25 protein-coding genes are annotated in these 24,093 nt (G+C 60.5%); 11 read left to right on the top strand and 14 right to left on the bottom strand.

Annotated elements, in window-relative coordinates:
* Positions 1 to 116: 116 nt before the first annotated feature.
* The gene (locus tag NQ014_RS04865) at positions 117 to 1,142 is read right to left on the bottom strand and encodes an o-succinylbenzoate synthase (protein ID WP_257073997.1); all 1,026 of its coding nucleotides are present in this window, start codon (positions 1,140 to 1,142) and stop codon (positions 117 to 119) included.
* A gap of 13 nt (positions 1,143 to 1,155) precedes the next feature.
* Between NQ014_RS04865 and NQ014_RS04870 the strand changes: the two genes are divergently transcribed.
* The gene (locus NQ014_RS04870) at positions 1,156 to 2,136 is read left to right on the top strand and encodes a 1,4-dihydroxy-2-naphthoyl-CoA synthase (protein ID WP_016422029.1); all 981 of its coding nucleotides are present in this window, start codon (positions 1,156 to 1,158) and stop codon (positions 2,134 to 2,136) included.
* A gap of 57 nt (positions 2,137 to 2,193) precedes the next feature.
* Here NQ014_RS04870 and pdxY read toward each other — a convergent pair whose 3' ends face one another.
* Both pdxY and arfB read right to left on the bottom strand, forming a co-directional pair.
* On the bottom strand, positions 2,194 to 3,120 hold the full coding sequence (pdxY, locus tag NQ014_RS04875) for a pyridoxal kinase PdxY (protein ID WP_257073998.1): 927 nt from the start codon (positions 3,118 to 3,120) through the stop codon (positions 2,194 to 2,196).
* 41 nt (positions 3,121 to 3,161) lie between these two features.
* Positions 3,162 to 3,605: an alternative ribosome rescue aminoacyl-tRNA hydrolase ArfB gene (gene arfB, locus NQ014_RS04880; RefSeq protein ID WP_257073999.1), complete on the bottom strand. Its 444-nt coding sequence runs from the start codon at positions 3,603 to 3,605 to the stop codon at positions 3,162 to 3,164.
* Between the two features lie 140 nt (positions 3,606 to 3,745).
* Here arfB and NQ014_RS04885 point away from each other — a divergent pair, with 140 nt between their 5' ends.
* The 6 genes from NQ014_RS04885 to NQ014_RS04910 all read left to right on the top strand — a co-directional run bounded on the left by NQ014_RS04885 (position 3,746) and on the right by NQ014_RS04910 (position 9,541).
* Entirely contained in the window at positions 3,746 to 4,528 is a 783-nt protein-coding gene (locus NQ014_RS04885; protein WP_257074000.1) for an SDR family oxidoreductase, read from the top strand.
* Positions 4,529 to 4,544: 16 nt separating this feature from the next.
* Positions 4,545 to 5,219, top strand: coding sequence for an alpha-ketoglutarate-dependent dioxygenase AlkB (locus NQ014_RS04890; RefSeq protein WP_257074001.1), 675 nt, complete (start codon positions 4,545 to 4,547; stop codon positions 5,217 to 5,219).
* Between the two features lie 42 nt (positions 5,220 to 5,261).
* Entirely contained in the window at positions 5,262 to 6,491 is a 1,230-nt protein-coding gene (locus NQ014_RS04895) for a sensor histidine kinase (RefSeq protein ID WP_257074002.1), read from the top strand.
* Between the two features lie 73 nt (positions 6,492 to 6,564).
* On the top strand, positions 6,565 to 7,251 hold the full coding sequence (locus tag NQ014_RS04900) for a response regulator transcription factor (protein WP_257074003.1): 687 nt from the start codon (positions 6,565 to 6,567) through the stop codon (positions 7,249 to 7,251).
* 116 nt (positions 7,252 to 7,367) lie between these two features.
* Complete coding sequence (locus tag NQ014_RS04905; RefSeq protein ID WP_257074004.1) at positions 7,368 to 8,111, top strand: ABC transporter ATP-binding protein; 744 nt, start codon at positions 7,368 to 7,370, stop codon at positions 8,109 to 8,111.
* Positions 8,108 to 9,541 (top strand): hypothetical protein, encoded by a 1,434-nt coding sequence (locus NQ014_RS04910; protein ID WP_257074007.1) that lies wholly within the window; start codon positions 8,108 to 8,110, stop codon positions 9,539 to 9,541. The genes NQ014_RS04905 and NQ014_RS04910 overlap by 4 nt, the downstream gene beginning before the upstream one ends.
* Positions 9,542 to 9,575: 34 nt before the next feature.
* Here the strand turns inward: NQ014_RS04910 and NQ014_RS04915 are convergent, their stop codons facing one another.
* Both NQ014_RS04915 and msrA read right to left on the bottom strand, forming a co-directional pair.
* Positions 9,576 to 10,757 (bottom strand): hypothetical protein, encoded by a 1,182-nt coding sequence (locus NQ014_RS04915; protein WP_257074008.1) that lies wholly within the window; start codon positions 10,755 to 10,757, stop codon positions 9,576 to 9,578.
* A gap of 99 nt (positions 10,758 to 10,856) precedes the next feature.
* Positions 10,857 to 11,513: a peptide-methionine (S)-S-oxide reductase MsrA gene (gene msrA / locus NQ014_RS04920; RefSeq protein ID WP_257074010.1), complete on the bottom strand. Its 657-nt coding sequence runs from the start codon at positions 11,511 to 11,513 to the stop codon at positions 10,857 to 10,859.
* A 102-nt stretch (positions 11,514 to 11,615) separates the two neighbouring features.
* On the opposite strand from msrA, the gene menE reads away from it, so the two are divergent.
* From menE to NQ014_RS04935, 3 genes are all read left to right on the top strand, one after another.
* Positions 11,616 to 12,764 (top strand): o-succinylbenzoate--CoA ligase, encoded by a 1,149-nt coding sequence (gene menE / locus NQ014_RS04925; RefSeq protein ID WP_257074011.1) that lies wholly within the window; start codon positions 11,616 to 11,618, stop codon positions 12,762 to 12,764.
* Positions 12,765 to 12,842: 78 nt separating this feature from the next.
* On the top strand, positions 12,843 to 13,739 hold the full coding sequence (locus NQ014_RS04930) for a 1,4-dihydroxy-2-naphthoate polyprenyltransferase (protein ID WP_257074012.1): 897 nt from the start codon (positions 12,843 to 12,845) through the stop codon (positions 13,737 to 13,739).
* Between the two features lie 9 nt (positions 13,740 to 13,748).
* The gene (locus NQ014_RS04935; protein WP_257074014.1) at positions 13,749 to 14,909 is read left to right on the top strand and encodes an alpha/beta fold hydrolase; all 1,161 of its coding nucleotides are present in this window, start codon (positions 13,749 to 13,751) and stop codon (positions 14,907 to 14,909) included.
* Here the strand turns inward: NQ014_RS04935 and NQ014_RS04940 are convergent.
* The gene (locus tag NQ014_RS04940; RefSeq protein WP_257074015.1) at positions 14,906 to 15,292 is read right to left on the bottom strand and encodes a DUF4229 domain-containing protein; all 387 of its coding nucleotides are present in this window, start codon (positions 15,290 to 15,292) and stop codon (positions 14,906 to 14,908) included. The genes NQ014_RS04935 and NQ014_RS04940 overlap by 4 nt on opposite strands.
* Before the next feature lie 194 nt (positions 15,293 to 15,486).
* Between NQ014_RS04940 and NQ014_RS04945 the strand changes: the two genes are divergently transcribed.
* Positions 15,487 to 15,753: a hypothetical protein gene (locus NQ014_RS04945; RefSeq protein WP_016422002.1), complete on the top strand. Its 267-nt coding sequence runs from the start codon at positions 15,487 to 15,489 to the stop codon at positions 15,751 to 15,753.
* Here the strand turns inward: NQ014_RS04945 and rfbA are convergent.
* The 8 genes from rfbA to NQ014_RS04985 form a co-directional block, all read right to left on the bottom strand.
* Positions 15,750 to 16,625: a glucose-1-phosphate thymidylyltransferase RfbA gene (gene rfbA / locus NQ014_RS04950; protein WP_070643252.1), complete on the bottom strand. Its 876-nt coding sequence runs from the start codon at positions 16,623 to 16,625 to the stop codon at positions 15,750 to 15,752. The two genes, NQ014_RS04945 and rfbA, sit on opposite strands and share 4 nt — an antisense overlap.
* Before the next feature lie 20 nt (positions 16,626 to 16,645).
* Positions 16,646 to 17,335: a dTDP-4-dehydrorhamnose 3,5-epimerase family protein gene (locus NQ014_RS04955; protein ID WP_257074017.1), complete on the bottom strand. Its 690-nt coding sequence runs from the start codon at positions 17,333 to 17,335 to the stop codon at positions 16,646 to 16,648.
* Positions 17,336 to 17,890: 555 nt separating this feature from the next.
* Complete coding sequence (gene rfbB / locus NQ014_RS04960) at positions 17,891 to 18,883, bottom strand: dTDP-glucose 4,6-dehydratase (protein ID WP_257074018.1); 993 nt, start codon at positions 18,881 to 18,883, stop codon at positions 17,891 to 17,893.
* Between the two features lie 53 nt (positions 18,884 to 18,936).
* A complete protein-coding gene (ccsB, locus tag NQ014_RS04965; protein WP_257074020.1) occupies positions 18,937 to 19,947 on the bottom strand; it encodes a c-type cytochrome biogenesis protein CcsB in 1,011 nt (336 codons plus the stop codon).
* Between the two features lie 174 nt (positions 19,948 to 20,121).
* Positions 20,122 to 21,825: a cytochrome c biogenesis protein ResB gene (locus NQ014_RS04970; RefSeq protein ID WP_257074021.1), complete on the bottom strand. Its 1,704-nt coding sequence runs from the start codon at positions 21,823 to 21,825 to the stop codon at positions 20,122 to 20,124.
* A 14-nt stretch (positions 21,826 to 21,839) separates the two neighbouring features.
* Positions 21,840 to 22,700: a cytochrome c biogenesis CcdA family protein gene (locus NQ014_RS04975; RefSeq protein WP_373467709.1), complete on the bottom strand. Its 861-nt coding sequence runs from the start codon at positions 22,698 to 22,700 to the stop codon at positions 21,840 to 21,842.
* Between the two features lie 23 nt (positions 22,701 to 22,723).
* On the bottom strand, positions 22,724 to 23,338 hold the full coding sequence (locus NQ014_RS04980; protein ID WP_257074022.1) for a TlpA disulfide reductase family protein: 615 nt from the start codon (positions 23,336 to 23,338) through the stop codon (positions 22,724 to 22,726).
* A gap of 54 nt (positions 23,339 to 23,392) precedes the next feature.
* Positions 23,393 to 24,091: a histidine phosphatase family protein gene (locus tag NQ014_RS04985; RefSeq protein WP_257074023.1), complete on the bottom strand. Its 699-nt coding sequence runs from the start codon at positions 24,089 to 24,091 to the stop codon at positions 23,393 to 23,395.
* Between the last annotated feature and the right edge of the window lie 2 nt (positions 24,092 to 24,093).

The following is a 24,093-nucleotide window of genomic DNA, read 5'->3' on the forward strand; positions in this document are numbered from 1 at the left end:
TTTGGGGTCATTTTTTAGGCTCAAAGTGTCATAAACGGGGTCAGTAACTTGGGGGCTCCGAGAGTTGGAGCAGGTGGAGAGCAGCTACAGGTGGGATTAGGCCGCCAGGTGCGCCGCTACAGGTGGGCGTACGCCGCGCGGAGGCGGTCAAACCACCAATCGCGGCGGGGACCCGGCGCAGCGAGCTCGGCCAGGCGGGAAGGATTGGGGGCAGGGTTGGTGACGGGCAAACGGCCATCGATAAGTGGACGGGGCTCGATGACATCCTCGATAAACAGCGAGGACGTAGCCAACCCTGCCGCGTTGGGCTCCGGCTGCAGCTCGGTAGCAGGCAGGGCCGCCGCCGTGAACAAACCGGCAGCCATGCCAACGCCGGTGTCCAAGGCACTGGCGACGGTCACCTTCATCTCCAGCTCCTCGGCCAACCGAAGCAAACGGCGTGGCCCGCCAAGAGGCGCGACCTTCATTACGCCCACGTCAGCAGCCTGTTCGCGCGCAACCAAATACGGATCCTCGGCCTTGCGGATCGACTCATCAGCAGCAATCGGGCAAAACTCCCCCACTGCGTCGCGGACCGCGCGGAGCTCGGCGACAGTCGCAACTGGTTGCTCCATGTACTCCAGCGGGCCCAACTCATGGGCGGCGCGGATAGCCTGCTCCACCGACCAGCCACGATTCGCATCCACCCGCACCACAGGTTCATAGCCATAGGCTTCGGCCACTGCGGTGCGGACGGCGGCTACGCGCTCGATGTCGTCGTTAAGCGATTGGCCCCTCTCTGCGACCTTGACCTTAAACGTGCGGCACCCGGGGTAGCGCCCCACGACCTCCGGCACCTGGTCGGGTGTGACGGCGGGGATGGTGGCGTTGACCTCGACAAACTCGCGTTTCGGGGTGGGCAGGCCGACGTATGCGCATTCGATGGCCGAGCGCAACCACGCGGCGGCCTCGGGTGCCTCGTACTCCAGGAAGGGCGCGAACTCTCCCCAGGTGACGGGGCCGTCGATGAGGAGTGCCTCGCGGGTGGTGACGCCACGGAATTTCACTGCCATGGGCAGGGCGACGACGTGGGCGCGGCCGAGGATGTCGTCGATTGGCGGAAGCTGGATGTTGGGCGCAGCGGACACAGACATACCCCTCATGCTAGAGACCTTTATGCTTGAGGCCATGACTGATACCGCGAAGTACTCGACCGATAACCCCTTCCGCCCCGAGCAGTGGAAGACGGTTGATGGTTTTGAGGATTTGACCGACATCACCTACCACCGTCACGTCGGCGAGGGCCGCGAGAACGGCATTGTGCGTATTGCGTTTGATCGCCCGGAGGTTCGTAACGCATTCCGTCCACATACCGTCGATGAGCTCTACCGCGCGCTTGACCACGCGCGCCGCACTCCGGATGTCGGCGTTGTGCTGCTGACCGGTAACGGCCCGAGCACCAAGGACGGTGGCTGGGCATTTTGTTCGGGTGGTGACCAGCGCATTCGCGGTCGTTCCGGCTACCAGTACGCAACGTCCCACGAGCATGACGACGCTACCGCGGACGCATCCACCATCGATACCGCGCGCGCCAAGGTCGAGGGAGGTCGCCTGCACATCCTGGAGGTGCAGCGCCTAATTCGCACTATGCCGAAGGTTGTCATTGCCGTGGTCAATGGCTGGGCCGCAGGTGGCGGACACTCCCTGCACGTCGTGTGTGACCTGACGCTGGCATCGCGCCAGGAGGCCCGCTTTAAGCAGACCGACGCTGACGTGGGATCTTTCGACGCCGGCTATGGCTCGGCTTACCTGGCGAAGCAGGTTGGCCAGAAGTTTGCCCGTGAGATTTTCTTCCTCGGCCGCTCCTACGACGCTGAGACCATGCACCGCATGGGCGCCGTCAACGAGGTCGCCGACCACGCTGAGCTGGAAGATGTCGCGGTCGAGTGGGGTCGCATGATCAACGGTAAGTCCCCGACGGCGCAGCGCATGCTGAAGTTCGCCTTCAACCTGACCGATGACGGCCTGATGGGTCAGCAGGTCTTCGCGGGTGAGGCTACTCGCCTGGCGTACATGACCGACGAGGCCGTCGAGGGCAAGGAAGCGTTCCTGGAAAAGCGCGACCCGAACTGGGACGAGTTCCCGTTCTACTACTAGGCCTGTTGGGACACTGCTAGGGCTGGCTTAGTGGCGCGAGCCCCAGCCCTACCCCACCTACTGAACCTTCGTAACCTCAAAACGCTGCTCTGGGTTGACGTAGGCCTCCTGCGCGCGCACGAGCTCCAGCTCGCCAGAGCCGGACTCGTGCGTGACCTTCAGCAGCTCAAAGATACTGGCCGCTGTGTTGCCCAGCGCGACCGAAAGGTCACCGTCAATACCGCGACCGCGCAGCAGGTTGCCTGCAAACAGCGCAGCCGCGACATCGCCGGAACCGTTGCGCTTCAGCGGCAGGTACGGTGTCGCCACCAGCCATGCACCCGAGCCATTGATGGCGAGCATCTCAATCTCGCCCTCCTTGCGCTCCGGTCGCAGCACGCTGGTGACCAGCACGGCCTCCGGCCCCATCTCACGAGCAGCATGGGCTGCCGCAATGGTGGACTCCAGGTCGCTGACCTCGCGGCCTGTCAGGTATCCCAGCTCGAACTGGTTTGGCGTAATCACGTCTGCCACCGGCACGACCTTGTCGCGCAGCAGCGGCGGAATGTCATCCGACACGTGGCAGCCACTCTTGGCATTTCCCATCACCGGGTCACAGGAGTAAATGGCCTTCGGGTTGCGCTGCTTGGCCAGCGCCACGGCCTCGATGATGACATCCGCAATATCGCTACCGCCCTGGTAGCCGGAGATGATCGCGTCGACGTCGTCAAGCTTGCCCAGCTCATCGATACCCTTGATGACCTCGCGCACATCCGTGGCCGGAATCATCGGGCCGCGCCACTGGCCGTAGCCGGTGTGGTTGGAGAAATCGACGGTGTGGACCGGCCACACTTCAAAACCTGCGCGCTGCAGCGGGAAGACCGCAGCGGAGTTGCCCACGTGGCCATAGCTCACATGCGACTGGATGGACAGGATCGAGGGCACGTGGTTGAACTCCGCGACAGCTTCAGCTGCCTTTTCGGTAGGGGCCTGGTTTTCGCTCATACCATCTATATTGCAACGAATGTGCGAAAAACCCATATTCCCTAGTAGGCGCTGGGGCGACGTCGGCTGGCTTTGAGCTCGGAGCGGCGTTGCTTCTGCGCTTTACGACGGGCAACCGAGGCCCGACTCGGTCGAGTCCGCCGGCGCCTCGGAGGCGGTGGCTGCACGGCTTCCCGGATGAGATCGGCCAGGCGACGCCGGGCTTCCGCACGGTTGCGTACCTGGGCGCGCTGCGTGGTGACGGACACGGTGAGTGTCGTGCCATCGAGTCGGTGGCTGAGGTTCTGGAGAGCGCGGCGGCGGTGGACGTCGGAAAGCACGCTGAGCTCGGCGATATCCACCGATAGCTGCACCTTGGAGTCGGTGGTGTTAACGCCCTGACCGCCCGGCCCACCGGAGCGCGCGAAGCGTTCGGTGAGCTCCGCCGCGGGGATGACGAGGCCCTTTGGGATGCCAGGACCTGGTGGGATGTTCAGGGGTTTCATGGTGACCAGTGTAGTCAGGGCGCGTTTGTAATCGGGGCGCGTTTTCTCATTCGCCTGTTTCAGACCAAATGCTCGCCTAAGCTGGCGAATAACATTTATCAACTTATAAAAACAGCAAGAAAAGGCAGGATTGAGGCACCATGGCCACTTCTGATTCCCCGTCCATTTTCATCTCCGGCGGCGCACAGGGCATTGGCCGCGCGGTGGCCGAGAAGTTCCTGGCCGCAGGCTGGACCGTAGGTGTCTACGACATCAACGAGGATGCCCTGGCAAAACTCAAGGCTGAGCGCCCGGAGATAGTCGTCGGCAAGCTGGACGTGACGGACTTTAAGCAGTGGGAGGACGCGCTTGCGGACTTCACCTCCCACACCGGCGGCAAGCTGACGGTACTGGACAACAACGCGGGCATCATCGGCGATGGCGATATCACCGACCAGTCGCCGGAGATTATTCGCGCGCAGGTGGACATCAACTGCACCGGCCTGACGCTGGGCGCGAAGGCGGCGCACCCGTACTTGAAGCGCACCAAGGGATCGCACCTGGTCAACATGGGTTCGGCTTCGGGCATCTACGGCCAGCCGCACATCGCGCCGTACTCTGCGTCGAAGTTTTATGTCTCTGGTCTGACGCAGGCTCTGGACCTGGAATGGCGCAAGGACAAGATTCGCGCTGTCGCCATCATGCCGCTCTGGGCGAAGACCAAGCTGGCGGACGTTTCTGCTGGTTCCACCCGTCGTCTTGGCGTGCGTATCACGCCGGACCAGGTCGCTGATGCTGTGTGGAAGGCAACGCACCCGCAGAACTTCATTGAGCGCCAGCGTCACTTCTACTCGGTCTCGGCAGCGGACTTTATCCTGCGTTACCTGGGCAAGATTGGTCCGCAGTTCCTGTCCCGCCCGGTTAACGCAATCATCGCGGGTTAGCAGGCAAAATAGACTTATGCTCTTCGATCAACTCCCGCGCGACGATGCCCTCATCACGCCGGGAGTTGTTCATTTGCCGGGATGGCTTCCATTGGAGCGGCAATCGGGCATCATCACGCAACTCCGCGACATCGCCCGCGACGTTGCAGGCACTCCCCTGGCCATGACTCGCCCGCAGCTCAAAAGTGGTCAGATGCAGGTCTTTATGCTGCATCTCGGCCGCATGTGGGCCACGAATCCGTACCGCTACGTCACGCATGCAGGTGGCGTTCGCGTCCCGCCCGTGCCTGACAATCTGCTGCAGCTCGCCACCGAAGCACTTCGTGCCGCCGCGCTTTACGACGAATCCCTCAACCAGTGGCCCTCCACTTTTCGGCCCGACATGGCGTTGGTCAACTACTATCCGCCGGGGGCCACCATGGGGATGCACCAGGATCGCAACGAAAACTCCCCTGCGCCAATTGTGTCGCTCTCTATCGGCGACGAGGCTCTATTCCGCATTGGCGGCACGGAGAACCGCAATAAGCCCTGGGATGATGTGACTCTCGCCAGCGGAGATGTGATCGTGTTTGGTGGGCCGAAGCGGCTTGCGTTTCATGGTGTGCCCAAAACTCGTCCGGGTACTTTGCCGGAGGGGTGCGGACTTAAAGAGGGCCGCATCAACATCACTTTTCGGCAAGTGGAAGGGTGACGCTTAGAAACCGCATAGCCACCGACCGCTAGCCTAGAGACCATGCAGCGCACAACTGTCTCTACACTCGCGCAGCCTGCCACCACGCAGACTCCTGCCCCACTCGACTGGCACAGCCGGGTGCGTTACTTCGTCGGCTCATTCCCAGCTGCCGATCTCGCTATTGCGGCTGCTTTCCTGCTGTGCTGCTGGTTGAGCATGACGCCGCTACTTACTTATGGCCCGAGCTTCACATATGTCACCAATGTGGTTCTGTCCGCGATGATTGCCGGAGCCGCAGCGTTTCGTCGTAAAGCAGTGCGCGCATCGTTTGTGATTACATACAGCGCCCTAGCGGGTCTCGCCTTGCTGGTGTGGCTATCCCCTGTAAACCTTGGGCTCGACCCTATTATTGTTGCTGCCCCACTATCACTATGGGCTGTGACCAGGTGGGAACCGAATCGCACCTGGGGCATCGTTGGGCTGTTTTTAGGGTTGATTGGCAGCTTCCTCAATCCGGCAGTTCCTGCCTTCGGCTTTACCCCGGAGCGACTATTGGTCTTCGGCCTGCCGGCGGTGCTCATTACGGCGAGCGCGTACGCAGTGCCCCTGTGGCTGCGCATCAACGCCGAGGAACACGCCGCGGAGTTAGAGAACGTCGTGGCGCTCAACAAGCTGGAGTTATCCAGGGAGCTTCACGACGTCGTGGGGCACGGATTGACCTCTATTAAGGTTCAGGCCCAAACAGCGTTGTACCTGGCGGAGATAGATGACTCACGAGCGGAACGCGCTGCTGAAAAGACCACGCTGGAAGGTATTGCCCAGACCGCAGAACAATCGTTGCGAGATGTGCATGCGCTTGTCGATGCGCTACGTGATGGCGGCGAGAGTAGCGCTGACCCGAATGAGATTCCGCGTCTGGTTGCGGCAGTTTGTCCGCCGGGTCGCGATGTTTCGGTGACTCTGCCGGAGTCTTATGGAGACCTGGCGGATTGGCCACTCGCGAAGCGTTTGACTTTGGTGCGGGCAGTGACGGAGTTGGCCGCGAATATGGCCAAGCACTCATCGGGCGCTGGTCAGCTGGCACTGGTAATCGATCCACCTGCCGATGCTGATGACAGCCCGGCGCGGGTACATTTGGTGACCGCAAATCGGGCTGCGAGCGATACTTTGGAACCCAGGAAGCGAGCTGGCGCTGGCCTGATTGGTCTGGATGAACGCGTGGCTCAGCTCGGTGGCGAGATGACTTATGGTGAAAACGACGGCATGTTCCGCGTCAGTATTCGGCTGTAAGCGGTTCGACCGAAGCAGGGCTGGTGGCCGAAACTGTCGAGAAAGACGAGCAATGGGTGTAATTCGAGTATTAGTGGCTGAAGATCAGGCTCTGATTCGGCAGTCTTTCGCGCAGCTTATTGATGCCCACCCGCAGATGAAAGTCATTGGTGCCGTGGGCGATGGCGCCGAGGCTGTGCGTCGTGCCTCCGGAGCGGATGTGGTCGTCATGGACATTCGAATGCCCGTGATGGACGGTATCGAGGCCACACGGCAGATTGTGCGAGGCGTGCCGTCCGGAGGTGCGGCTCGCGCTTCCACTCCAAAAGTCTTGGTACTGACCACTTTCCGCGAAGAAGACCTGGTGCTCGGCGCTTTAGAAGCTGGGGCCGCAGGCTTTTTGCTCAAAGACTCCAATCCCCGCGAGCTGCTTTCGGCCATTATGCGCATCCATCGTGGTGAAGGTGTCATCGACCCGAAGGTGACGCCGATGGTGTTGCGGCATGTTTCGCCGCGCGCATCTCACTCTGAACAGCCAGCGAGGGAGTCCTCGGCCAGTGGCTCTAGCTCAGATACCACCCACGCAGCGCCCCAGTTCACACCCCGCGAACAGGAGATTTTGAACCTCGTCTGCCAAGGGCTTTCCAATGACGAAATTGCTCGCAGGTTAGTTGTCGCCACGACAACAGTGAAAACCCATGTGAAATCCCTGTTAACCAAGACGGGCTCACGCAGTCGCGTGGATCTTGTCATTTGGGCTGCGAAAAACGGCCTGCTGTAGCTTCTCCTCGCTGGTGCCGTCCGCCTCGCTATCGCCTCCTCCCTAGGGAGGATATTTCCGCTGCCTCATCCTCGGGGAGGGCGCGAACCGTGCCAAGCACTCCTATTACTTAAGGCATGAACGCACCAACCCCTACCTCAGGCCCTTCCGCAGATACCGCCGCTCCCCTCCTTCAGCTGCGCGGCATCACTGTCTCCTACGGCAAGACCGAACCTGTCCTGAACGGCCTCGATATGAGCGTCCGAGCCGGCGAGGTCTACGGACTATTGGGACTCAACGGCGCAGGTAAATCCACGTTGATGAGCACTGTGCTTGGCCTTGTTCCCTACTTCGGTGAAATCAGCATCGCGGGACACCCGTGGTCAATTGAAGACCTGGACCGCATCGGCGCCTCCGTCAATGGCCCGGCGTTCTACCCTCAGCTCTCGGCCACCGACAACCTCAAAGTGCACGCACATCTGACCGGCACGGACAAAAGCCGTATCGCCGAGGTCCTCGACATGGTGGGCCTGCACTCGGGCAGCAAGCGCGCCCGTGCATTCTCCACCGGCATGAAGGTTCGTCTCTCGCTAGCGATGGCGCTGCTCACCGACCCCGACATTGTGCTTCTCGACGAGCCCACCAACGGCCTCGACCCCGAAGCTATCGTGGGCCTGCGCACCTTGTTGCGAAATCTTGCCGCTAGTGGCAAGGCCGTCGTGGTGTCCTCCCATCAACTCGGAGAGGTCGAGAAGAGCGTTGACCACCTTGGCGTCCTTGCTGGTGGCCGACTGGTCTACGAAGGCCCGCTGGCTGACTTTGCGGCTGCTGGTCAATCCCTCGAGCAGGCTTTCTTCACCGCAGTAGGTGTTACCCGATGAGCACTCAACCGCACACGCGCCCCCTGAACACCCGCACTGTTCCTACTCGCCGCTACTTCCGCGCCGAGCTACTGCGGGCGAAGTGGTCACTCACCATGTTTCTTCCCATCATCATGGTGGCAATCGCTCTGGTCAGCATGGTCTTTTCTAGAGGCGTTGACGCCACCGCCATGGCGAGCGCCCACATCTACTCGCTTATCCTGCTTCCTCCCCTGGCTGCTATTACGTCCGTCATCGGCCAAAACCGTGAAGAAAAACTCCGCCAAGGCGGCCTAATCTGGCGCAATATCTCGGGCACTCGAGTGCTCCTTGCCCGCGCAGCCACTGTCATTGCCTCCGCGGCCCTCGGTCACGCATTGATGGCTGCACTCCTTGCCCGGAGCGTGAGCACCGCATTGCAATTCACGCTCTTTAGCACGTTGTCATTCTTCGTCTTCGGGGCATTCGGCCTTGCCCTATGGCGCCTTGTGCCACGCGCAGCTCTCTTCCTCGCTCCGCTCGCTTCCATCGCTTGGGCCATCGCAGGAACACTGGACGCCATGAGCCCAAACTGGAAAGTTCTCCCGTGGACCTGGGCAATCCGCCCAACGTTACCTATCCACGGAGTGCAGGCTAATTCCATCTCGGCTCCCGCCGACAGCGAGATCTGGAACATCGCCATCCTGCCGCCCGCGTTGCTGCATTTACTCCTCGGGCTAGGTCTATTTGCCATCGCATTGCTTGCGCACGGAAAATCTCTCAGCTTGCCGACGGGCCGGGAACGCAGCACTTCGTCGTTAAGCCATGGCATGAGCGCGACCCTTCCCTGGCGCACCTGGTGGAGCCTCGCAGCGCTGATGCTTGCCGGCCTTGCGGTCGTGCGTGTGGTGTGGAACCCGGAGTATGCGCTGGGGCTGCTGAGTTTCGTCTGCGTGCCGACGGCTGCAACCGTGGTCGCCATCATGACGTGGACCTCGCAAGCTGATGCCTGGCCAGCACTGATGTATCGGCGTGCGCGACGGAGCATCACACTCCGTCTGTTTGCCTTGGATATGGCGTTTCTCGTGCCGGTGCTCGTGGTTGCGGTGATTATCAGTGGCGCAGGCGGCGAGACCAATAGCCAGACCGGCATTAACCCCTGGCCGTACCAGGCGGTCATCGCGCCTCTTGTGGCCGCGATGATTGTGGCCATGACCGGCTTGATTGCGCGTCGCAGTGTGGCGGCGGCAATCTTTGTCTCGGTCGCGCTCGGCGGTTGGGCGGTGATGGTTGGCGGTGATGTCCTCAGCGCTTCCCCACTGTGGTGGACCTCGGAATGGGGATGGACCTGGGTGGTACGTGATTACCCCAAGCGGTGGCCGTTGATGGTTCTCGTGTCCGCCATTGTGATGGCGGCGTTCGTGGCTTGGGCTCGGGCGACATCACTGAAGGCAATCCGGTCCCAAGACTGACAGCAGAGCTGACTGCAGTCACGCGCCAGCCCACCTACTCCTCGATAGCTTCGCGGACCTCTTCGACACTGAGGTTCGAGTCTTCAATCTCCTCGCGGGCCTCCTTGTTCCGGCCACGGCGGACCAGACGGAAGATGCGCTTGCGGCGGGAAGTCTCTTCACTGATGCGCTCGCGGCCGCGCAACCAAGCAACAAGCATGACAGTAATGAGCAGCAGCCCGATGTAGCCCAGGATTGGGTAGACCCAACCAATCAGGTTCTGGAAGCCCATGAAGCTCAAGGCGAAACCGAGCAAGACCAGCGCGACGTAGACAATCTTGAATTTTTCCGGGTGATTTGCGGTGACGCGACGCCCCAGTGCGTAGAACATGCCAAGTGCCGTGTTGAAGATCATGCCAAGGATTACCACGGCCATGGCCTGGCCCAGCCATGGGTGCAGACGATTAATGACGGTGAGCATTGGCACGGCATCGGTGGCGACGGTACCAACAGTGTGGAACAGCGTGATGGTGGTGATCAGCAGCATCGCGGAGTAGATCAAACCACCGGTAAACCCACCGGCTCCAGCGGCGCGGGGATTGAACAGGCTACCGCCAATAACAATCGCCATGGAAACCGCAACCATCAGGTTAAAACCGACATAGTTCACTGCGGCGACAACCCAGTTCGGCAGGGTGGTCGGGACTTCCGCAACGGCAGCTGCCTGCTCCGAGGCTGGGGTGGCATCGGTGAACGCCAGCGTGTAAACACTGGCCAGCAGGATAAAGCCGACAATGAACGGCGTGATGGAACCGATCACGGTGGTCACGCGGTCCACATCGAGGAAACCGGCTGCAATGGTCACCAGCACCATGATTACGGCACCGATCCACACGGGGATGCCCCACTGCTGCTCCATGTTGGCACCGGCACCGGCGAACATGACGAACCCTGTGGCGAAGAGCGTGATAATCACGCCAATGTCCAGTACTCGCGAGAAGATGGGGTGCGATACGCGTCGGAAAACTTCGCCGTGCTCGCTGGCCTGAAAGTAGCTTCCCAGCTGCAAAATGATCATCGCCATCAGGCTCATGATCACCGCTGAGAGAACGGCACCCCAGACACCATTGATGCCAAAGGCGACGAAGTATTGCATGATTTCCTGACCCGTCGCAAAGCCCGCGCCGACGACCACGCCGACGAAGGCAAATGCAACGCGCAGTACTTGCTTCACCACAAGGGTTCACTCCTATTCGACTATCTGATTGATATAACCACCTTACTTTTCTCAGTGAGTTTTACTAATCGCGACTGACCGTTCTAAAAAGCTTCGCCTTTAAATTCCGCAGGCCACTCCGGTCGAATGCACTGGGCAATAGCCGTTCGGATTCTTAAACAAGTACTGCTGATGTTCATCCTCGGCTCGGTAGTACTTCCCTGCCGGAGTCTCCGACAGTGGCATAATCTCCGTGGTGATGGGACCCAGGCCAGCGTCGGCAAGCTTCGGCGCGTAGGCATCGGCGATCTCTTGTGCCCGGCGCGCCTGCTCGGGCGACGTCGTGTAGATCGCGGAACGGTACTGCGTGCCGACGTCATTGCCCTGCCGGTAGCCCTGCGTGGGATCATGGGCCTCGAAGGCCTTGGCAATCAGCTGATCGAAGCTAATCTGCTCCGGGTCGTAGACGACCTCCACAATCTCGGTGTGATTTGTGCGCCCAGTGCAGGACTCGCGGTAGGTGGGATTCGGTGTCACGCCACCGGCGAACCCGACCGATGTGCTGAGCACGCCCGGTGTTTCCCAAAACAGCTTCTCAGCACCCCAGTAACAGCCGATACCGATGTAGACGACCTCCTGGCCATCCTCCCATGGGCCGGTGATCGGCGTGCCGAGCACCGCATGCGGCTTCGGATTTTCCAACACCGGGTGCGAGCCGCCCTTGAGCGCCTCATCTTCCGGCACCAGCTCCGCTGACCTACCAAAAATCCAACCCATTTTCGATGCCTTTCTATCTATGACTGTCTTTGGTCTGCGCAACGCGCCCGAGGCCACGATTGTTCCGACCTTGTCACCAGAAACTATGGCACAACACGGGCTATGGTTTGGATTGTGCGTACGCTCAGCCTGCTTTCCGTCAATCCCCACAACCCGACCGCCATCCTGCCCGACCTCCGCGCCGCGCTGGACGGCGAGGTCTCTTTGCTTCCCGTTCCGCTTCACGACGGCACGCGCGCCTCAATCTTGCGGAACTCGCAACGCGCAGGTGAGCCGATTGATGAGTCCATCGCACTTGTTGTCGGCACTTCCGGTTCCACCGGCACTCCCAAGGGTGCACAGCTGACGGTGGATAACTTGGTCTCCTCTGCTACTGCTACACATCAGTGGCTCGGCGGTAAAGGACAGTGGCTGCTGGCGATGCCGGCCTACCATATCGCTGGCCTGCAGGTTCTCATTCGTTCGCTGCTCGCGGGCACGGATCCGGTGTGTGTGGATGTGACCGACGGTTTTGATGTGGCCGCATTCGCCGACGGCGCCGAGGCCCTCACGAGCGACCGCGCCTACACCTCGCTGGCTCCGATGCAGCTGGCGAAGGCCATGGAAGAACCCTTTGGCGTGGCAGCCCTGCGCCTCTTCGACGCCATCCTCGTCGGCGGCGCGGCCTTGAATCCGCAGGTGGCAGCACGGGCCGAAGAGCTGGGTATCAATGTCGTGACCACCTATGGTTCCTCCGAGACAGCCGGCGGCTGCGTCTATGACGGACAGCCCATCGAGGGTGCACAGGTTGCCATCGAAAATGGTCGCGTTTGGCTGGGCGGACCGATGATTGCACACGGTTACCGCAATGCGCCCGGTCACGAGGCTTTCCATAAACCAGGTTGGTTCGCCACCTCCGATGCGGGCGAGATCCGCGATGGCCGACTAGTCATTACGGGACGCCTGGACACCATCATCGACTCCGGCGGGTTGAAGCTGCATCCCGAAGTCCTCGAACGTGAACTGCTCGCCATCGATGGAGTTACGGGAGCCTGCGTGGTCGGCGTGCCACACCCACGGCTCGGCCACGCTATCGTCGCAGCGTATGAAGGCACCGCTGAGCTCGGCGATGTCATGGACGGGCTCGGGGATGCTGAAGATGCCGGGCGAATCAATCACTGGATGATTCCCAAGGACCTGCGTCGTGTGGAGGCTCTGCCACTGATTGGGCCGGGCAAGGTCGACCGGAAGAAGGTCGCGGCGCTCTTTTAATCTTTTGCCTTCCAGCCTTTAAGCCACTAGAACACGCATTAGTTCAAGGCATTTGGTGTCACGTCCTATTATTAATTCATGTCTGAAGCACCAAAGAGTCCTGCAACGGCGTCGTTAAGCGATTGGCTGGAAGGCGCGCGCCCCCATACCTGGGCGAATGCGTTTGCGCCGGTCATCGTCGGTGTCGGAGCGGCATCGACGCACGCGCCGATTATCTGGGGACGTGCGGTGCTCGCGCTGGTTGTCGCGTGGGCGTTGATTGTGGGTGTGAACTTCGCCAACGACTACTCCGATGGCATCCGCGGCACTGACGATGACCGCTCCGGCCCGCTGCGCCTGACGGGTTCTGGTCTGGTGGAGCCGAAGGTTGTGAAGTATGCGGCGTTCGGCTCCTTTGGCGTCGCAGGTATTGCCGGTGTGACGCTGTCCCTGATGAGCGCGTGGTGGCTCATTCTGGTCGGCGCGCTGTGCATCACGGCTGCGTGGTTCTACACCGGCGGTAAAAATCCCTACGGTTATCGCGGACTTGGCGAGGTCTCGGTCTTCGTCTTCTTCGGTCTCGTCGCGGTGCTCGGCACGGAGTTCACCCAGACCGGCTCGCTGTCCTGGGTCGGCCTGGCCTGCGCAATTGGTATCGGTTCGGTGTCTTCTGCCGTGAACCTGGCGAACAACTTGCGCGACATTCCCACCGACGCCGCCACCGGCAAGATCACCCTGGCAGTTCGCCTGGGCGACTTCCGCACCCGCATCGTCTGGCAGATTCTTTCCCTCATGCCCGCTCTAGCCAGCATCTTTATCGCTTTCTGGCGCCCATGGGCGCTGGTGGGTCTGCTCATCGTGCCGCTGTGGGTGAAGGCCTCCGAGCCAATCCGCACGTATAAGAAGGGCAAGGAACTCATCCCGGTACTGGGGCTTACCGGCAAGATGATGCTTGCCTGGTCCGTCATCACGGCACTCGCACTCGCGCTCAGCTAGGGGGCACCGATGGACTTTCGCACACTGACGCACAAGGCGCTTGACGACGCTCAGGAGGCCGCAACCAGAGTTGGTGACACAGCAGCCACGGCTCCAGCTTTCGCCCGCAGCGCTGCTCTGCGTTTGACTAAATCGGGACGCCGCCGACTGGCGCTGGAGCATGGCGCGCTGCATTCACAGACCCGTGAACCGGGCCTGACCGACCTCACGTCAACCGGCGTGGTGCATATCAAGACTGAGCCGGTCACAGCCGAGATCGCGGCCAAGGATGACGAGCGGAAGGCCAGCGACAAACCGGATGCTGTCACCACCGACATTCCGGTGCACTGGTACGAGGTTGAGCCTAGCGAACCCGCCAAAGAACCCGTGACCATCGTCTTCGTCCACGGCTTCACCCTGGCTGGTGAGTCCTGGTACCGGCAGTTCAACGCGCTACGCAAGTCGCACCCAGAAGCACGCCTGTTGACTATGGATCTGCGCGGCCACGGCCAGACCGGAGCGGTTCCGGCCTCACTCTGCACGGTCGAAGGTGCTGCGGCCGATGCGCTGGCCGTGATCGCGGAGCGTGCCGCGACCGGAAAACTCATCGTGGTTGGGCATTCGCTAGGCGGTTTGATTGCACTGCACATGGTGCGGGCTGCCGAGGAAAGCATTCGCCGTCGGATAGCAGGCGTGGTGTTGATTTCCACGTCTATCGACAAGCTGGCCGCCCAGGGTGTGCCGCAGATTCTGGCGTCCCCGGTGGCGGATGCGGCGCGCAATGCAATTGAGTCCTCGCCGAAGGAGATTCGCAAGTTCCGCGAGGCAATCGCGTCACTGATGGCGCCGTCGTTGGCGGTGGCGGTGTTCGCTCGACGCACAGACTACGAGATCATCGAGTTCCACGCGGCCATGATTAATGAAACACCGCTGGAAACTTTCGTGGGATATCTCGACGACCTGCAGGATCACGACGAGTTCGCAGCCGGGCCTTACTTGGAGGGCTTGCCAGGAGCGGTACTGGCGGGCACGAAGGACGATGTCACTCCGCGCAAGCAAGCAGACCTAATTATGGAAAAGTGGCCGGACGCCGAACTGGTTGAAGTCGACGGGGCCGGCCACATGTTGCCGCTCGAGGCTCCGGAAGCGGTGAACCGGGCAATCGAGCGGGTGCTGGAGAAGGTGCGCTAGTTTTCCTCGCGGTCCTTAATCTGCTGCGCAATGTATTCCTTGTGCGCGCGGCGGTTCTCCGACCACACTGCAACCGACTCATTGGCCTGGACACGCAGCCTCGGAAACACAAAAACCGACAACGGCATCGCAATAATCAACGCAAACACAGCCGTAATTGCGGCCGGAATCCGCACGTTCACGAAGTAAATGATGGCGAGCAGGATGAAGAACAGCACCAGGAACAGCAGCAGACGCGCAAGGCCGTACCAGAACAGTCCCTTCATGGCATTGCCGCGACCAGCATTCTTGGTCACCGGAGCTGCCGGAGTCGAAGCCGGAGCTTGAGTCGACTCCACTTCAGCCTCAGAAGCCAACTTGTCCTGCTCTGCTGGATTGGTCATTAAACCCTCACCTCTACGTGTTACGCCTGTACTGCGCCCCGGGCGTTGTTAGCGTCCATGGCTGTTCGTGTCCAACGTTCCTTTGTACCCTAACGGACTCTGTACGCCGTACCGCATGCAGTGCGATACCCCTCGTGGGCACTACTGGACTCGTTGCGTATTCTAGTCGGTAAATCCAGGAGGTTAGCTATTACATGGGTCGGCTCATTCTGCTGCTGTTCATCATCCTTGTCGTAGTCATGCTGTGGAAGGCATTTGGTCCCGGCAGTCGCGGCAACGGCATGCGACGTATTTCCGCTCCGCAACCGGAACCCCGTCCGCTCGCTCCCGACGATGATCCAGAGTTCCTCTGGAAGCTCAAGAAGGCCGAATTCGATCGCCGCAAGCGTGAGCAGGAGCTACAGGAGCGGCGCGAACGGGAGCAGGACGACAACCCCGATAATCCCGGCGAAACTGACTAAACGTCCTTGCCACGCAGCAACAACTGCTGCAGATATTCCCCGTAGCCACTGGCGCTGAGGGCGTCGGCACGCGCACTAAGCGCAGCATCGTCAATGAATCCCATACGCCACGCCACCTCTTCCGGCGAGCCAATCTTTAGCCCCTGCCGCTGCTCAATCGTGCGCACGAAATCACCCGCGGCCATCAGATTGTCCACCGTGCCGGTATCCAGCCACGCCGTTCCGCGCGGCAGCACCTCTACCTGCAGTTTTCCGCGCTCCAAGTAGGCGCGGTTAACATCCGTGATTTCCAATTCGCCGCGTGACGACGGTTGCAGCGAGCGAGCTATCTCAACAACCTCGGCATCATAGAAGTACAAACCAGGCACCGCGAAATGGCTGCGTGGTTTCTTCGGTTTCTCCTGGATCGCCACGGCTTTGCCGCTTTGGTCGAAGTCCACGACTCCATAGGCCGTGGGATCTGCGACCCAGTAGGCGAAGATCGCTCCGCCATCGACGTCATGGAAGCGGCGCAGCTGCGTGCCCAAGCCAGCACCGTAAAAGATGTTGTCGCCGAGGATGAGCGCAACAGAGTCATCACCGATGTGGTCCGCACCGATGATGAACGCTTCAGCGAGACCACGGGGCTCGTCTTGGGTGGCAAAGGTGAGGTTGAGGCCCCACTGCGAGCCGTCGCCAAGTAGACGCTCAAACTGCGGGGCATCATGTGGCGTGGTGATGACAAGGATGTCCTTAATCCCCGCTAGCATCAGCGTGCTCAGCGGGTAGTAGATCATCGGCTTGTCATAGACGGGAACCAGCTGCTTGCTTACACCAAGTGTGATGGGAAACAGCCGAGAGCCCGTGCCACCTGCGAGGATGATGCCCTTCATAGTGCTCGCGCCTTTCTGCCCTACTGTCCGGCCGTTTCGTTGGCGATGGCCCACTCATCGCGAGCCATGTTCTCAAGGTCCTTGCAGTCAAACTCGCTGGGGAGCTTATTGCCCTGCGCCTCGAGCTGCTCGATCGTCGGAGCCTTCTGATCGCGCTCGGAGAGAATCATGTCCGCTTCGGTGAGACCACCCTTGGCCAGCAGCGCGGCCAGGTCAATTCCGAGAGTCGGGTCCTGGATGCTGACAGCGCGTTCAGCCTCCGGGTTGTAACCGGTGGAAGTGAGGTAGGTGAGCACGGAGTCGTCGGCAAGCGAAACGAAGCCATGTCCGATGCCGTTGGGCAGATAGACCACGCGGCGCGTCGTGCTGTCGAGTTCGAAGACCTCAACCTTGCCAAATGTGTCGGAGCCGCGACGCAGGTCAACCGCAATGTCGAGGATGTGGCCCGCGGGACAGGTAACCAGCTTCGCCTGGCCGGGATGACCATCCAGCGCGGTGCTGACGTCGGCGAAGTGGAGACCGCGGACAACGCCCGCGGCGGAAACACTCATGTTGGCCTGCTCTGGGAAGAACGGGTAGCCCGTGGCCTCGGCAAATGCGTCGAGGCGATACCACTCGTGGAAACTACCGCGGCTGTCGCCGTGGATGACCGGCTCGAAGGTGAAAACGCCGTCGATGGAAGTGGGCTGGAATGTGCTCTTAGGGCTCATGGGTAACAAGTGTAGACGCGAGGGACGGGTTCGGGCTGGTGGTGGGTTGGGTGTGGGCTGGGTAGTCGCCGAGCCGAAATTAGCGTTTAACGGCATTCATGCGGGGGTTGTTGCCCTAAGGTCTCGGTTTGTGTGCCCTTTTAAGTGAATCCACACTTCTTGACCTGGGAGTTTCTAATCTGAAGCCCACACAAATCGAGACCTTAGGAAAAAATGGCCCGAATTTGAGGCTTATTCGTTAATCCTGAATACGACAACAACATTTAACACCATTCACAAGGGGTGTTTTGACGCAGACTCGCATGTTTGGTGGGCTTCAGATTAGAAACTCCCAGGTCAGATTCACCCAAAAGCCCGAAAATGCCACCAAACATGCGAGTCTGGGTATTTTGGGCCTGTTTTGAGGCCTTTACCTGGTGCGCATGGGAACTATATTGCAGGCGTGGCTGAAGTGACGCATCGGGCGTACCAAGTAACCGGGGTGCACCAAGTAACCGGGGTGCTGGCTAGACAGAGCCCAACCAACCCAACCAACCCAAACCAGCCCAATCAGAACTACAACTCCTGCTCGCGCTCCGCGTAGCCAGCCTCAGCGGCATCATAGGCCGCAGCCCACCAGGACTCGTTGTCGCGATACCAGTCGATGGTCTCGGCAAGGCCCGCGGAAAAGTCTTGGTAGCGCGGCTGCCAGCCAAGGGTACGGATGGATGCGGGATCAATCGCATAACGACGGTCATGCCCCGGGCGGTCAGTGACATGAACGAAGTCGGACCGCGCACGTCCGAAGCCCTCCAGGATGTCTCCGACCACGTCGAGGTTGGAACGCTCGCCATCGGCACCGATCAGGTAGGTCTCCCCCACCTCGCCGGAATCCAAGATTGCCCAGACCGCATCGTTGTGGTCATCGACGTGAATCCAGTCCCGAACATTCTCGCCAGTGCCATACACGCGAGGGCTACGACCGCGCAGCAGACCACAAATCTGGCGGGGAATCAGCTTCTCCGGATGCTGCCTAGGCCCGTAGTTGTTCGAGCAGTTACTAATCGTCGCAGCCAGCCCAAAACTACGCACCCACGCCCGGACGAAGTGGTCCGCTGAAGCCTTGGAGGCCGAGTAGGGGCTGGAGGGTTTGTACGCGGTGGCCGTCGTAAAGCGTGCTGGATCGTCGAGAGCGAGATCGCCGAAGACCTCGTCTGTAGAGATGTGGTGAAAGCGAACATCGTGGGTGGCGCAGGCCTTCGCCAGATTCACGGTGCCCATGACATTGGTGGTGACGAAGGGGTCGGCATCCACCAGCGAGTTGTCGTTATGGCTCTCTGCGGCGAAGTGGACGACGGCATCGAAGCCGGGAACGAGGCGATCGATCAGCTCAGCGTCGCGGACATCGCCGCGGATGATCTCACAGTCCGCTCCTTCCAAGCTCGCAGGGTTCGCGGCATAGGTGAAAGCGTCAAGCACCGTGACATTCACATCCGACCGCGTGGCCAGAGTACGGAGAACGAAGTTGGAACCAATAAAGCCGGCACCACCGGTGACGAGAACACGCATGGAAGCGATTCTAGTTCACCCGGCGATGCCGGCTTGGTACGTGTTTGATCGGCTTAGTTCAGACCGGCGTACGAGTGCAGACCCGAAACCACCATGTTGATGAAGAAGAGATTGAACACCATGGTCGCGAAACCGAAGATGTTAATCCACGCGGCCTTGGTATTACGCCAACCTGAGGTCGCGCGAGCGTGCAGGTACAGAGCGTAGATAATCCAGGAGATCAGAGCCGTGGTCTCCTTCGGATCCCAACCCCAGTAGCGGCCCCATGCGGACTCCGCCCAAATAGCACCCAGCACAATGCCCAGACCGAACAGCGGGAAAGACCAAATGGCGGTGCGGTAAGCAATCGCATCCAGCTTCTGTGCATCCGGTAGTGGCGCGACCAGCTTGCCCAGGAAACCCTTTTCGTTGCCCTTGCGGTTGTACATCCGCAGCATGTACAGAATCGAAGCGACACCCGAAATCAGTGCGATGCTGGAACCGATGGCGATGATGGAAACGTGAATCGGCAGCCAAATCGACTGCAGCGCCGGCACCACCGGAGCGGCCTCAGCGTAGAGCTTCCTGCCGCCGTAGAACATCAGCGCCAGAATCGGGGCGAGCATCCACGGCCAGAACACGCGCATGGTCTCGCGGTGCAGCACGGCCGCGCCAACAACCATGGCGAACAGGATGGACACCGAGACATACTCATACAGGTTGCCCCACGGGAAACGCTGTACGGCCAGGCCACGCAGCAGCACCGATGCAAAGTGCACGGCCACACCGACATAAATCAGCATTTCCGCCACAACGCCGAGTCGGTTCGTCAGCGCCTGATTCTTAGGTTCGCTTGCCGACGCCTTCGTCGCCGACTCCCCCGAGTCAGCGACACTAGTGGTGGTAGCTCCATCACCAGCACCGGCGGCTACCAGCTCGCGTTCCGCAACCTGGCTCTTAGCCTCAGCGGCCGCGATACGACGGCTGTAGTAGGCAATGGATACAACAAAGGCCACAAGATAAAAGGCGAAGGCCGTGAAGTACGACCAGTCCGAAAACTGCGCCAGTGTCTTATTGACGAGCATGTACTTGGCTCCAAAATGTGGAATTAGCGGAATACTTCTTCAAACCCTAGTACTAAAGCGGGACTAAGCAAAAGGGGCCGGGGACACGGGGGACGCAAAAAAGTTGCGCGGAGGCGCAATTTTCGCCTCCGCGCATTCACCCTGTGGCAAGGATGGGCCGGACTTAGTGGTCAGCTAGCTTTTGGTCTTGTTGTCCGTGCTGTCCTTATCGGCAGTGTCATCCTTGGCAGCATCCTCGTCATCACTGCCCTCGTCATCACTGTCGCGCTCCAGGATGTCGTCCACGATGTACTGGAACTCCTCACCCCAACCGGCCTTGTCGGTGCGGGCAAGGCCACCGAACTCAACGCGAGTGCGACCATCTTCCAGCGGGAACATACGCACCCAAACACGCCGGCGCTTAATACCCAGCGACATCACCATGCCTGCCAGCGCAGCCACGGTCGCCACCAGCACCCAGAACTGCGTGGGATCGTGCGAAATCTGCAAGTTGACGAATTCCTTCGCACCGAGGAATTCAACCTTCGTGCCGTCGGCAAGCTCGGTGGATTCGCCCTGCTTAAGGTTGACGCGGGCTTCCTTGGCCAGCTGACCCGAGTGCATCAGATCGCGGTCGAGGGAGAACAGTCCCTGCGAGCGACCAGTGTCCAGGCCCGCGTCGCCGCGGTAAATGTCGACAGCCACGGCTGGGTCCTGCATAGCCGGGTAAGAGGACTGCAGCAGCGCACCCTTTTCACCGGCGAACTCGGCGGTCGGAGCGAACAGGCCCTCGATTGCAATCTGGTTCTGGCGGCGCTCGAACAAGTCCGGGTACATGCCCGCCGGTGGGTCAAAGCGCAGCGCACCAGAGGACAGGAAGAAGGTCGGGTCATCCGGGCGGAACTGGACAATCGAGGTACGCGACTCTCCATTCGGCCAGGTCACCTTAAAGGCCGGGGCAAAGCCGTGCCCCTGCAGGTACACACGGTCACCGGCGACGCGCAGCGGATGGTTGACCTGCAGCGTGGTCTTTTCCCACTCATCGACCGGCTTGCGCATATCCTCTTCTTCTGCGAATCGGATATGCGAGGTGAACATCTTGGCCTGGCCGTTCGGCAGGTAATCGGCCGCGAAGTCCTCTACCTGAATACAGAACGGGTTCAAAGTCGTTCCGTCGAAGGTGTTGCCCGAGCGCAGCGAGTCATAGTTCGCCGCTGCGGTGTTACAGAACGGAACGCCCACCGCGCTATTGACGTTGTCATCAGAAATCTCGGTGCCGGTGTTGGTCAGCAAAATGACCTGGCCCTCGTAATAAATCATGCGACCCAAGCCGACGATGATAATCAGCAGCGCAATGCCCAGGTGGAACACCAGGTTGCCGAACTCACGCAGGTAGCCCTTTTCCGCGGAAAAGGATTGCGCCCCAGCGCGATCTTCATCTGCTGGAGTCTCGGTCAACGCCCACTTGTTCAGGCGCTCACGCACCCGCTTAGAAACTTCATCCGCGGAAGCATCGACCACGGCTTCGTCGTGTAGCGGAAGACGCGCCAACCGTTTCGGCGCCCTAGCCGGTGGCGTCTTCATGGCCTTGTAGTGGTCGATGGTGCGCGGAATAATGCAGCCGACCAGGGAAATCAGCAGCAAGGCCACGATGGCGACGAACCAGACGGACGAGAAGACATCGAAAAGCTGCAGCTTATCCATGATCTCGGCGGTCTTGCCGTTGGCGGCAAGATACTGGTCGACCTTGTCCTTATTCAGCGAGCGCTGCGGCAACAGGGCACCAGGAACCGCTGCGAAAGCGAGGATGAACAGCAGAATCAGCGCCGTGCGCATGCTGGTCAACCAGTTCCAGACCTGCTGGAAGGGCTGTCGTACCTTATTCCAATTCACCGACATCGAAAAATCTTTCACTAAATTGGCGTTACCGTATCAGTAATAAAAGCGGCCTGAACCCAGGCAACAAAAACATCCCACAGTCCCGTGACCAGGGCAATTCCGACCAGCACCAGCGCCACACCACCGATGAGCTGAATAGTTCGCGAGTGCTTACGCAGGAATTCCACTCCGCGCATCGCGCGTGCCGACCCCAGCGCCACCAAAATGAACGGCAGCCCCAGCCCCAGGCAGTAAGCGATAATCAGCGCCACTCCCCTGGCCGCGGTCATACCCTGCGTGCCCGCGGACACCGAAATAATTGCAGTCAGCGTCGGGCCCAGACACGGCGTCCACCCCAGAGCGAACACCGCGCCGAGCAGGGGCGCTCCCAGCCACGTGGTCCAGCGCTTCGGCGCCATGCGGGTGTCTTTCTGCAGCGCTGGCACCATGCCCATGAAGGCAAGCCCCATCACGATGGTCACCACGCCACCGACGATTGTCAGCGTGCGCGCCTGCAAACGCAACGTGGACACGAGCCCGAAAATAGAGGCCGAACCCAGCACGAAAATGACAGTAAAGCCCAACACGAACAGCAACGCAGCCAGGCCGACGCGGGCTGTTGAGGAACGCTGGCCACGGTCTCCATCGCCGTCCTGCTTATCGACGGAGGTTGCGTCCGCAACTCCCGTCGTCACGCCATTGCCCTGCGCCCCCGACGCTCCGGAAATACCGGTGAGATAGGAGACATAGCCGGGCACAAGCGGAATAACGCACGGGCTGGCGAAGGAGACGAGACCGGCCAGCGCAGCGGCGAGCAGCCCCAACACAATGGGACCGCCGGTGGCGATGTCGGCGAACTGCTGGCCGATGCCATCGGCAAGATAGACCGTGTCCATGGCAAGAGTTGACATGCCGGGGCCTAGCCCTCCGCCTTCACTTCATTGACAGCCTTCATCAGCATGGTGTGATCGACCTCGCGGAGGAAGACCTTCGCCGGGCGGTGCTGCTTGTCCAGGATGATGGTCGTCGGAATCACCGACGCCGGGATACCACCGAGCGCACCGGCGTTGACGAAAGCCGGATCGTAGATGGACGGGTAGGTGATGCCGTTGTCCTTCACAAAGTCGATGGGAGCTTGGCGGACATTGTCGCGGACGTTAATGCCGAGGACAGTGCCGATGCCTTCCTCTTCCATCTGTTCTTGGACGTACTGCAGGTCATCCGACTCGGAGCGGCACGGTGCGCACCACTGGCCCCAGGCGTTCAGAACCACAATCTGGTCCTTGAAGTCATCGAGGGAGATTTCCTTGTCGTCGTCCTCGAGAGAAGGACCGAAGACATTGCCGACCGGCTTGCGCTCCTCCGGTGCGTAGTCAATGATTTGCTGACCACCCGGAGAAACGAACTCGAACTGACCGCCAACGGCAACGGCGTCGTGTCCCACCGACTCTCCGGGGTTACATGCCGCGAGCGACAGAGACAGAGTTGCTGCCGCCAGCGTTGCTGCAATTCGGGACGATGAGACCTTGGCCACCTGGGGTGCCACCTTCCGGGGTCAGTGAAACTTCAACAAGACTATTTATTCACCTTACAGGTGACCGGCCGGCTCACTGTAGCGCACGTCGACAATGGTGTCTCCGACGAAGATCAAAGAGGTCACGCTCGCCAGATCGCACTGCCTAGTTGCCGGGTTGTGGGCGAGCTTCAAGTACCGCGCACGACGCTGAGCTGCAATGATGCACAGCTGGTGTGTCACCAGCACCGCTTCCGCTCCCTCGGCGGCCGCGCGGGCACGCTCGATGGCGTGGAACATACGGTCCGCGATCTCCTCGTAGGGCTCGCCCCAGCTGGGCACGCTCGGACGACGCAGCCGTGGCCAGTACTTCGGATTCCACAGTGCGGAGTCAATGCCCTTGATGTGCAAACCCTCAAAGGAGTTACCCGCCTCTAGCAAATCTTCATCCAGGGTCGGCTTCATGCCGATTACCTCGGTGAATGGCCGTGAGGTTTCCTGCGTGCGCTGCAGCGGAGAGCAGGCGAAGTAGCGGATGTCGTGGCCTTCGAAGGACGAGGCCGTGGCTGCCGCCTGGCGCTGACCGCGCTCAGACAGGTGCCAGCCGGGCAGGCGACCGTAGAGAATCTTATCCGGGTTATAAACCTCGCCGTGGCGGACGAGATGTACGACCGTGGTCTTGGCGTGCTTTGTTGCACGCTTGGATGCCTGGTTCTCCGGCTGTGTCGGCTGCGATTCATGCTGCTCGGCCTGCGAATTGGTCTTGTTCGGCACGT

This window comes from Corynebacterium sp. 5QC2CO (genome assembly GCF_024580435.1).
GTDB lineage: Bacteria > Actinomycetota > Actinomycetes > Mycobacteriales > Mycobacteriaceae > Corynebacterium > Corynebacterium jeikeium_D.

Bases quoted from the DNA above. Each gene is read 5' to 3' on its own strand.
- rfbA (WP_070643252.1), bottom strand. From the start codon at position 16,625: ATGAAGGGCATCATCCTCGCAGGTGGCACGGGCTCTCGGCTGTTTCCC.
- ccsB (WP_257074020.1), bottom strand. From the start codon at position 19,947: ATGCTCGTCAATAAGACACTGGCGCAGTTTTCGGACTGGTCGTACTTC.
- NQ014_RS04905 (WP_257074004.1), top strand. From the start codon at position 7,368: ATGAACGCACCAACCCCTACCTCAGGCCCTTCCGCAGATACCGCCGCT.
- NQ014_RS04885 (WP_257074000.1), top strand. From the start codon at position 3,746: ATGGCCACTTCTGATTCCCCGTCCATTTTCATCTCCGGCGGCGCACAG.
- NQ014_RS04865 (WP_257073997.1), bottom strand. From the start codon at position 1,142: ATGAGGGGTATGTCTGTGTCCGCTGCGCCCAACATCCAGCTTCCGCCA.
- rfbB (WP_257074018.1), bottom strand. From the start codon at position 18,883: ATGCGTGTTCTCGTCACCGGTGGTGCCGGCTTTATTGGTTCCAACTTC.
- NQ014_RS04955 (WP_257074017.1), bottom strand. From the start codon at position 17,335: ATGAGCCCTAAGAGCACATTCCAGCCCACTTCCATCGACGGCGTTTTC.
- pdxY (WP_257073998.1), bottom strand. From the start codon at position 3,120: ATGAGCGAAAACCAGGCCCCTACCGAAAAGGCAGCTGAAGCTGTCGCG.
- NQ014_RS04940 (WP_257074015.1), bottom strand. From the start codon at position 15,292: ATGACCAATCCAGCAGAGCAGGACAAGTTGGCTTCTGAGGCTGAAGTG.
- NQ014_RS04935 (WP_257074014.1), top strand. From the start codon at position 13,749: ATGGACTTTCGCACACTGACGCACAAGGCGCTTGACGACGCTCAGGAG.
- arfB (WP_257073999.1), bottom strand. From the start codon at position 3,605: ATGAAACCCCTGAACATCCCACCAGGTCCTGGCATCCCAAAGGGCCTC.
- menE (WP_257074011.1), top strand. From the start codon at position 11,616: ATGGTTTGGATTGTGCGTACGCTCAGCCTGCTTTCCGTCAATCCCCAC.
- NQ014_RS04945 (WP_016422002.1), top strand. From the start codon at position 15,487: ATGGGTCGGCTCATTCTGCTGCTGTTCATCATCCTTGTCGTAGTCATG.
- NQ014_RS04890 (WP_257074001.1), top strand. From the start codon at position 4,545: ATGCTCTTCGATCAACTCCCGCGCGACGATGCCCTCATCACGCCGGGA.
- NQ014_RS04910 (WP_257074007.1), top strand. From the start codon at position 8,108: ATGAGCACTCAACCGCACACGCGCCCCCTGAACACCCGCACTGTTCCT.
- msrA (WP_257074010.1), bottom strand. From the start codon at position 11,513: ATGGGTTGGATTTTTGGTAGGTCAGCGGAGCTGGTGCCGGAAGATGAG.
- NQ014_RS04930 (WP_257074012.1), top strand. From the start codon at position 12,843: ATGTCTGAAGCACCAAAGAGTCCTGCAACGGCGTCGTTAAGCGATTGG.
- NQ014_RS04870 (WP_016422029.1), top strand. From the start codon at position 1,156: ATGCTTGAGGCCATGACTGATACCGCGAAGTACTCGACCGATAACCCC.
- NQ014_RS04975 (WP_373467709.1), bottom strand. From the start codon at position 22,700: ATGGACACGGTCTATCTTGCCGATGGCATCGGCCAGCAGTTCGCCGAC.
- NQ014_RS04895 (WP_257074002.1), top strand. From the start codon at position 5,262: ATGCAGCGCACAACTGTCTCTACACTCGCGCAGCCTGCCACCACGCAG.
- NQ014_RS04970 (WP_257074021.1), bottom strand. From the start codon at position 21,825: ATGTCGGTGAATTGGAATAAGGTACGACAGCCCTTCCAGCAGGTCTGG.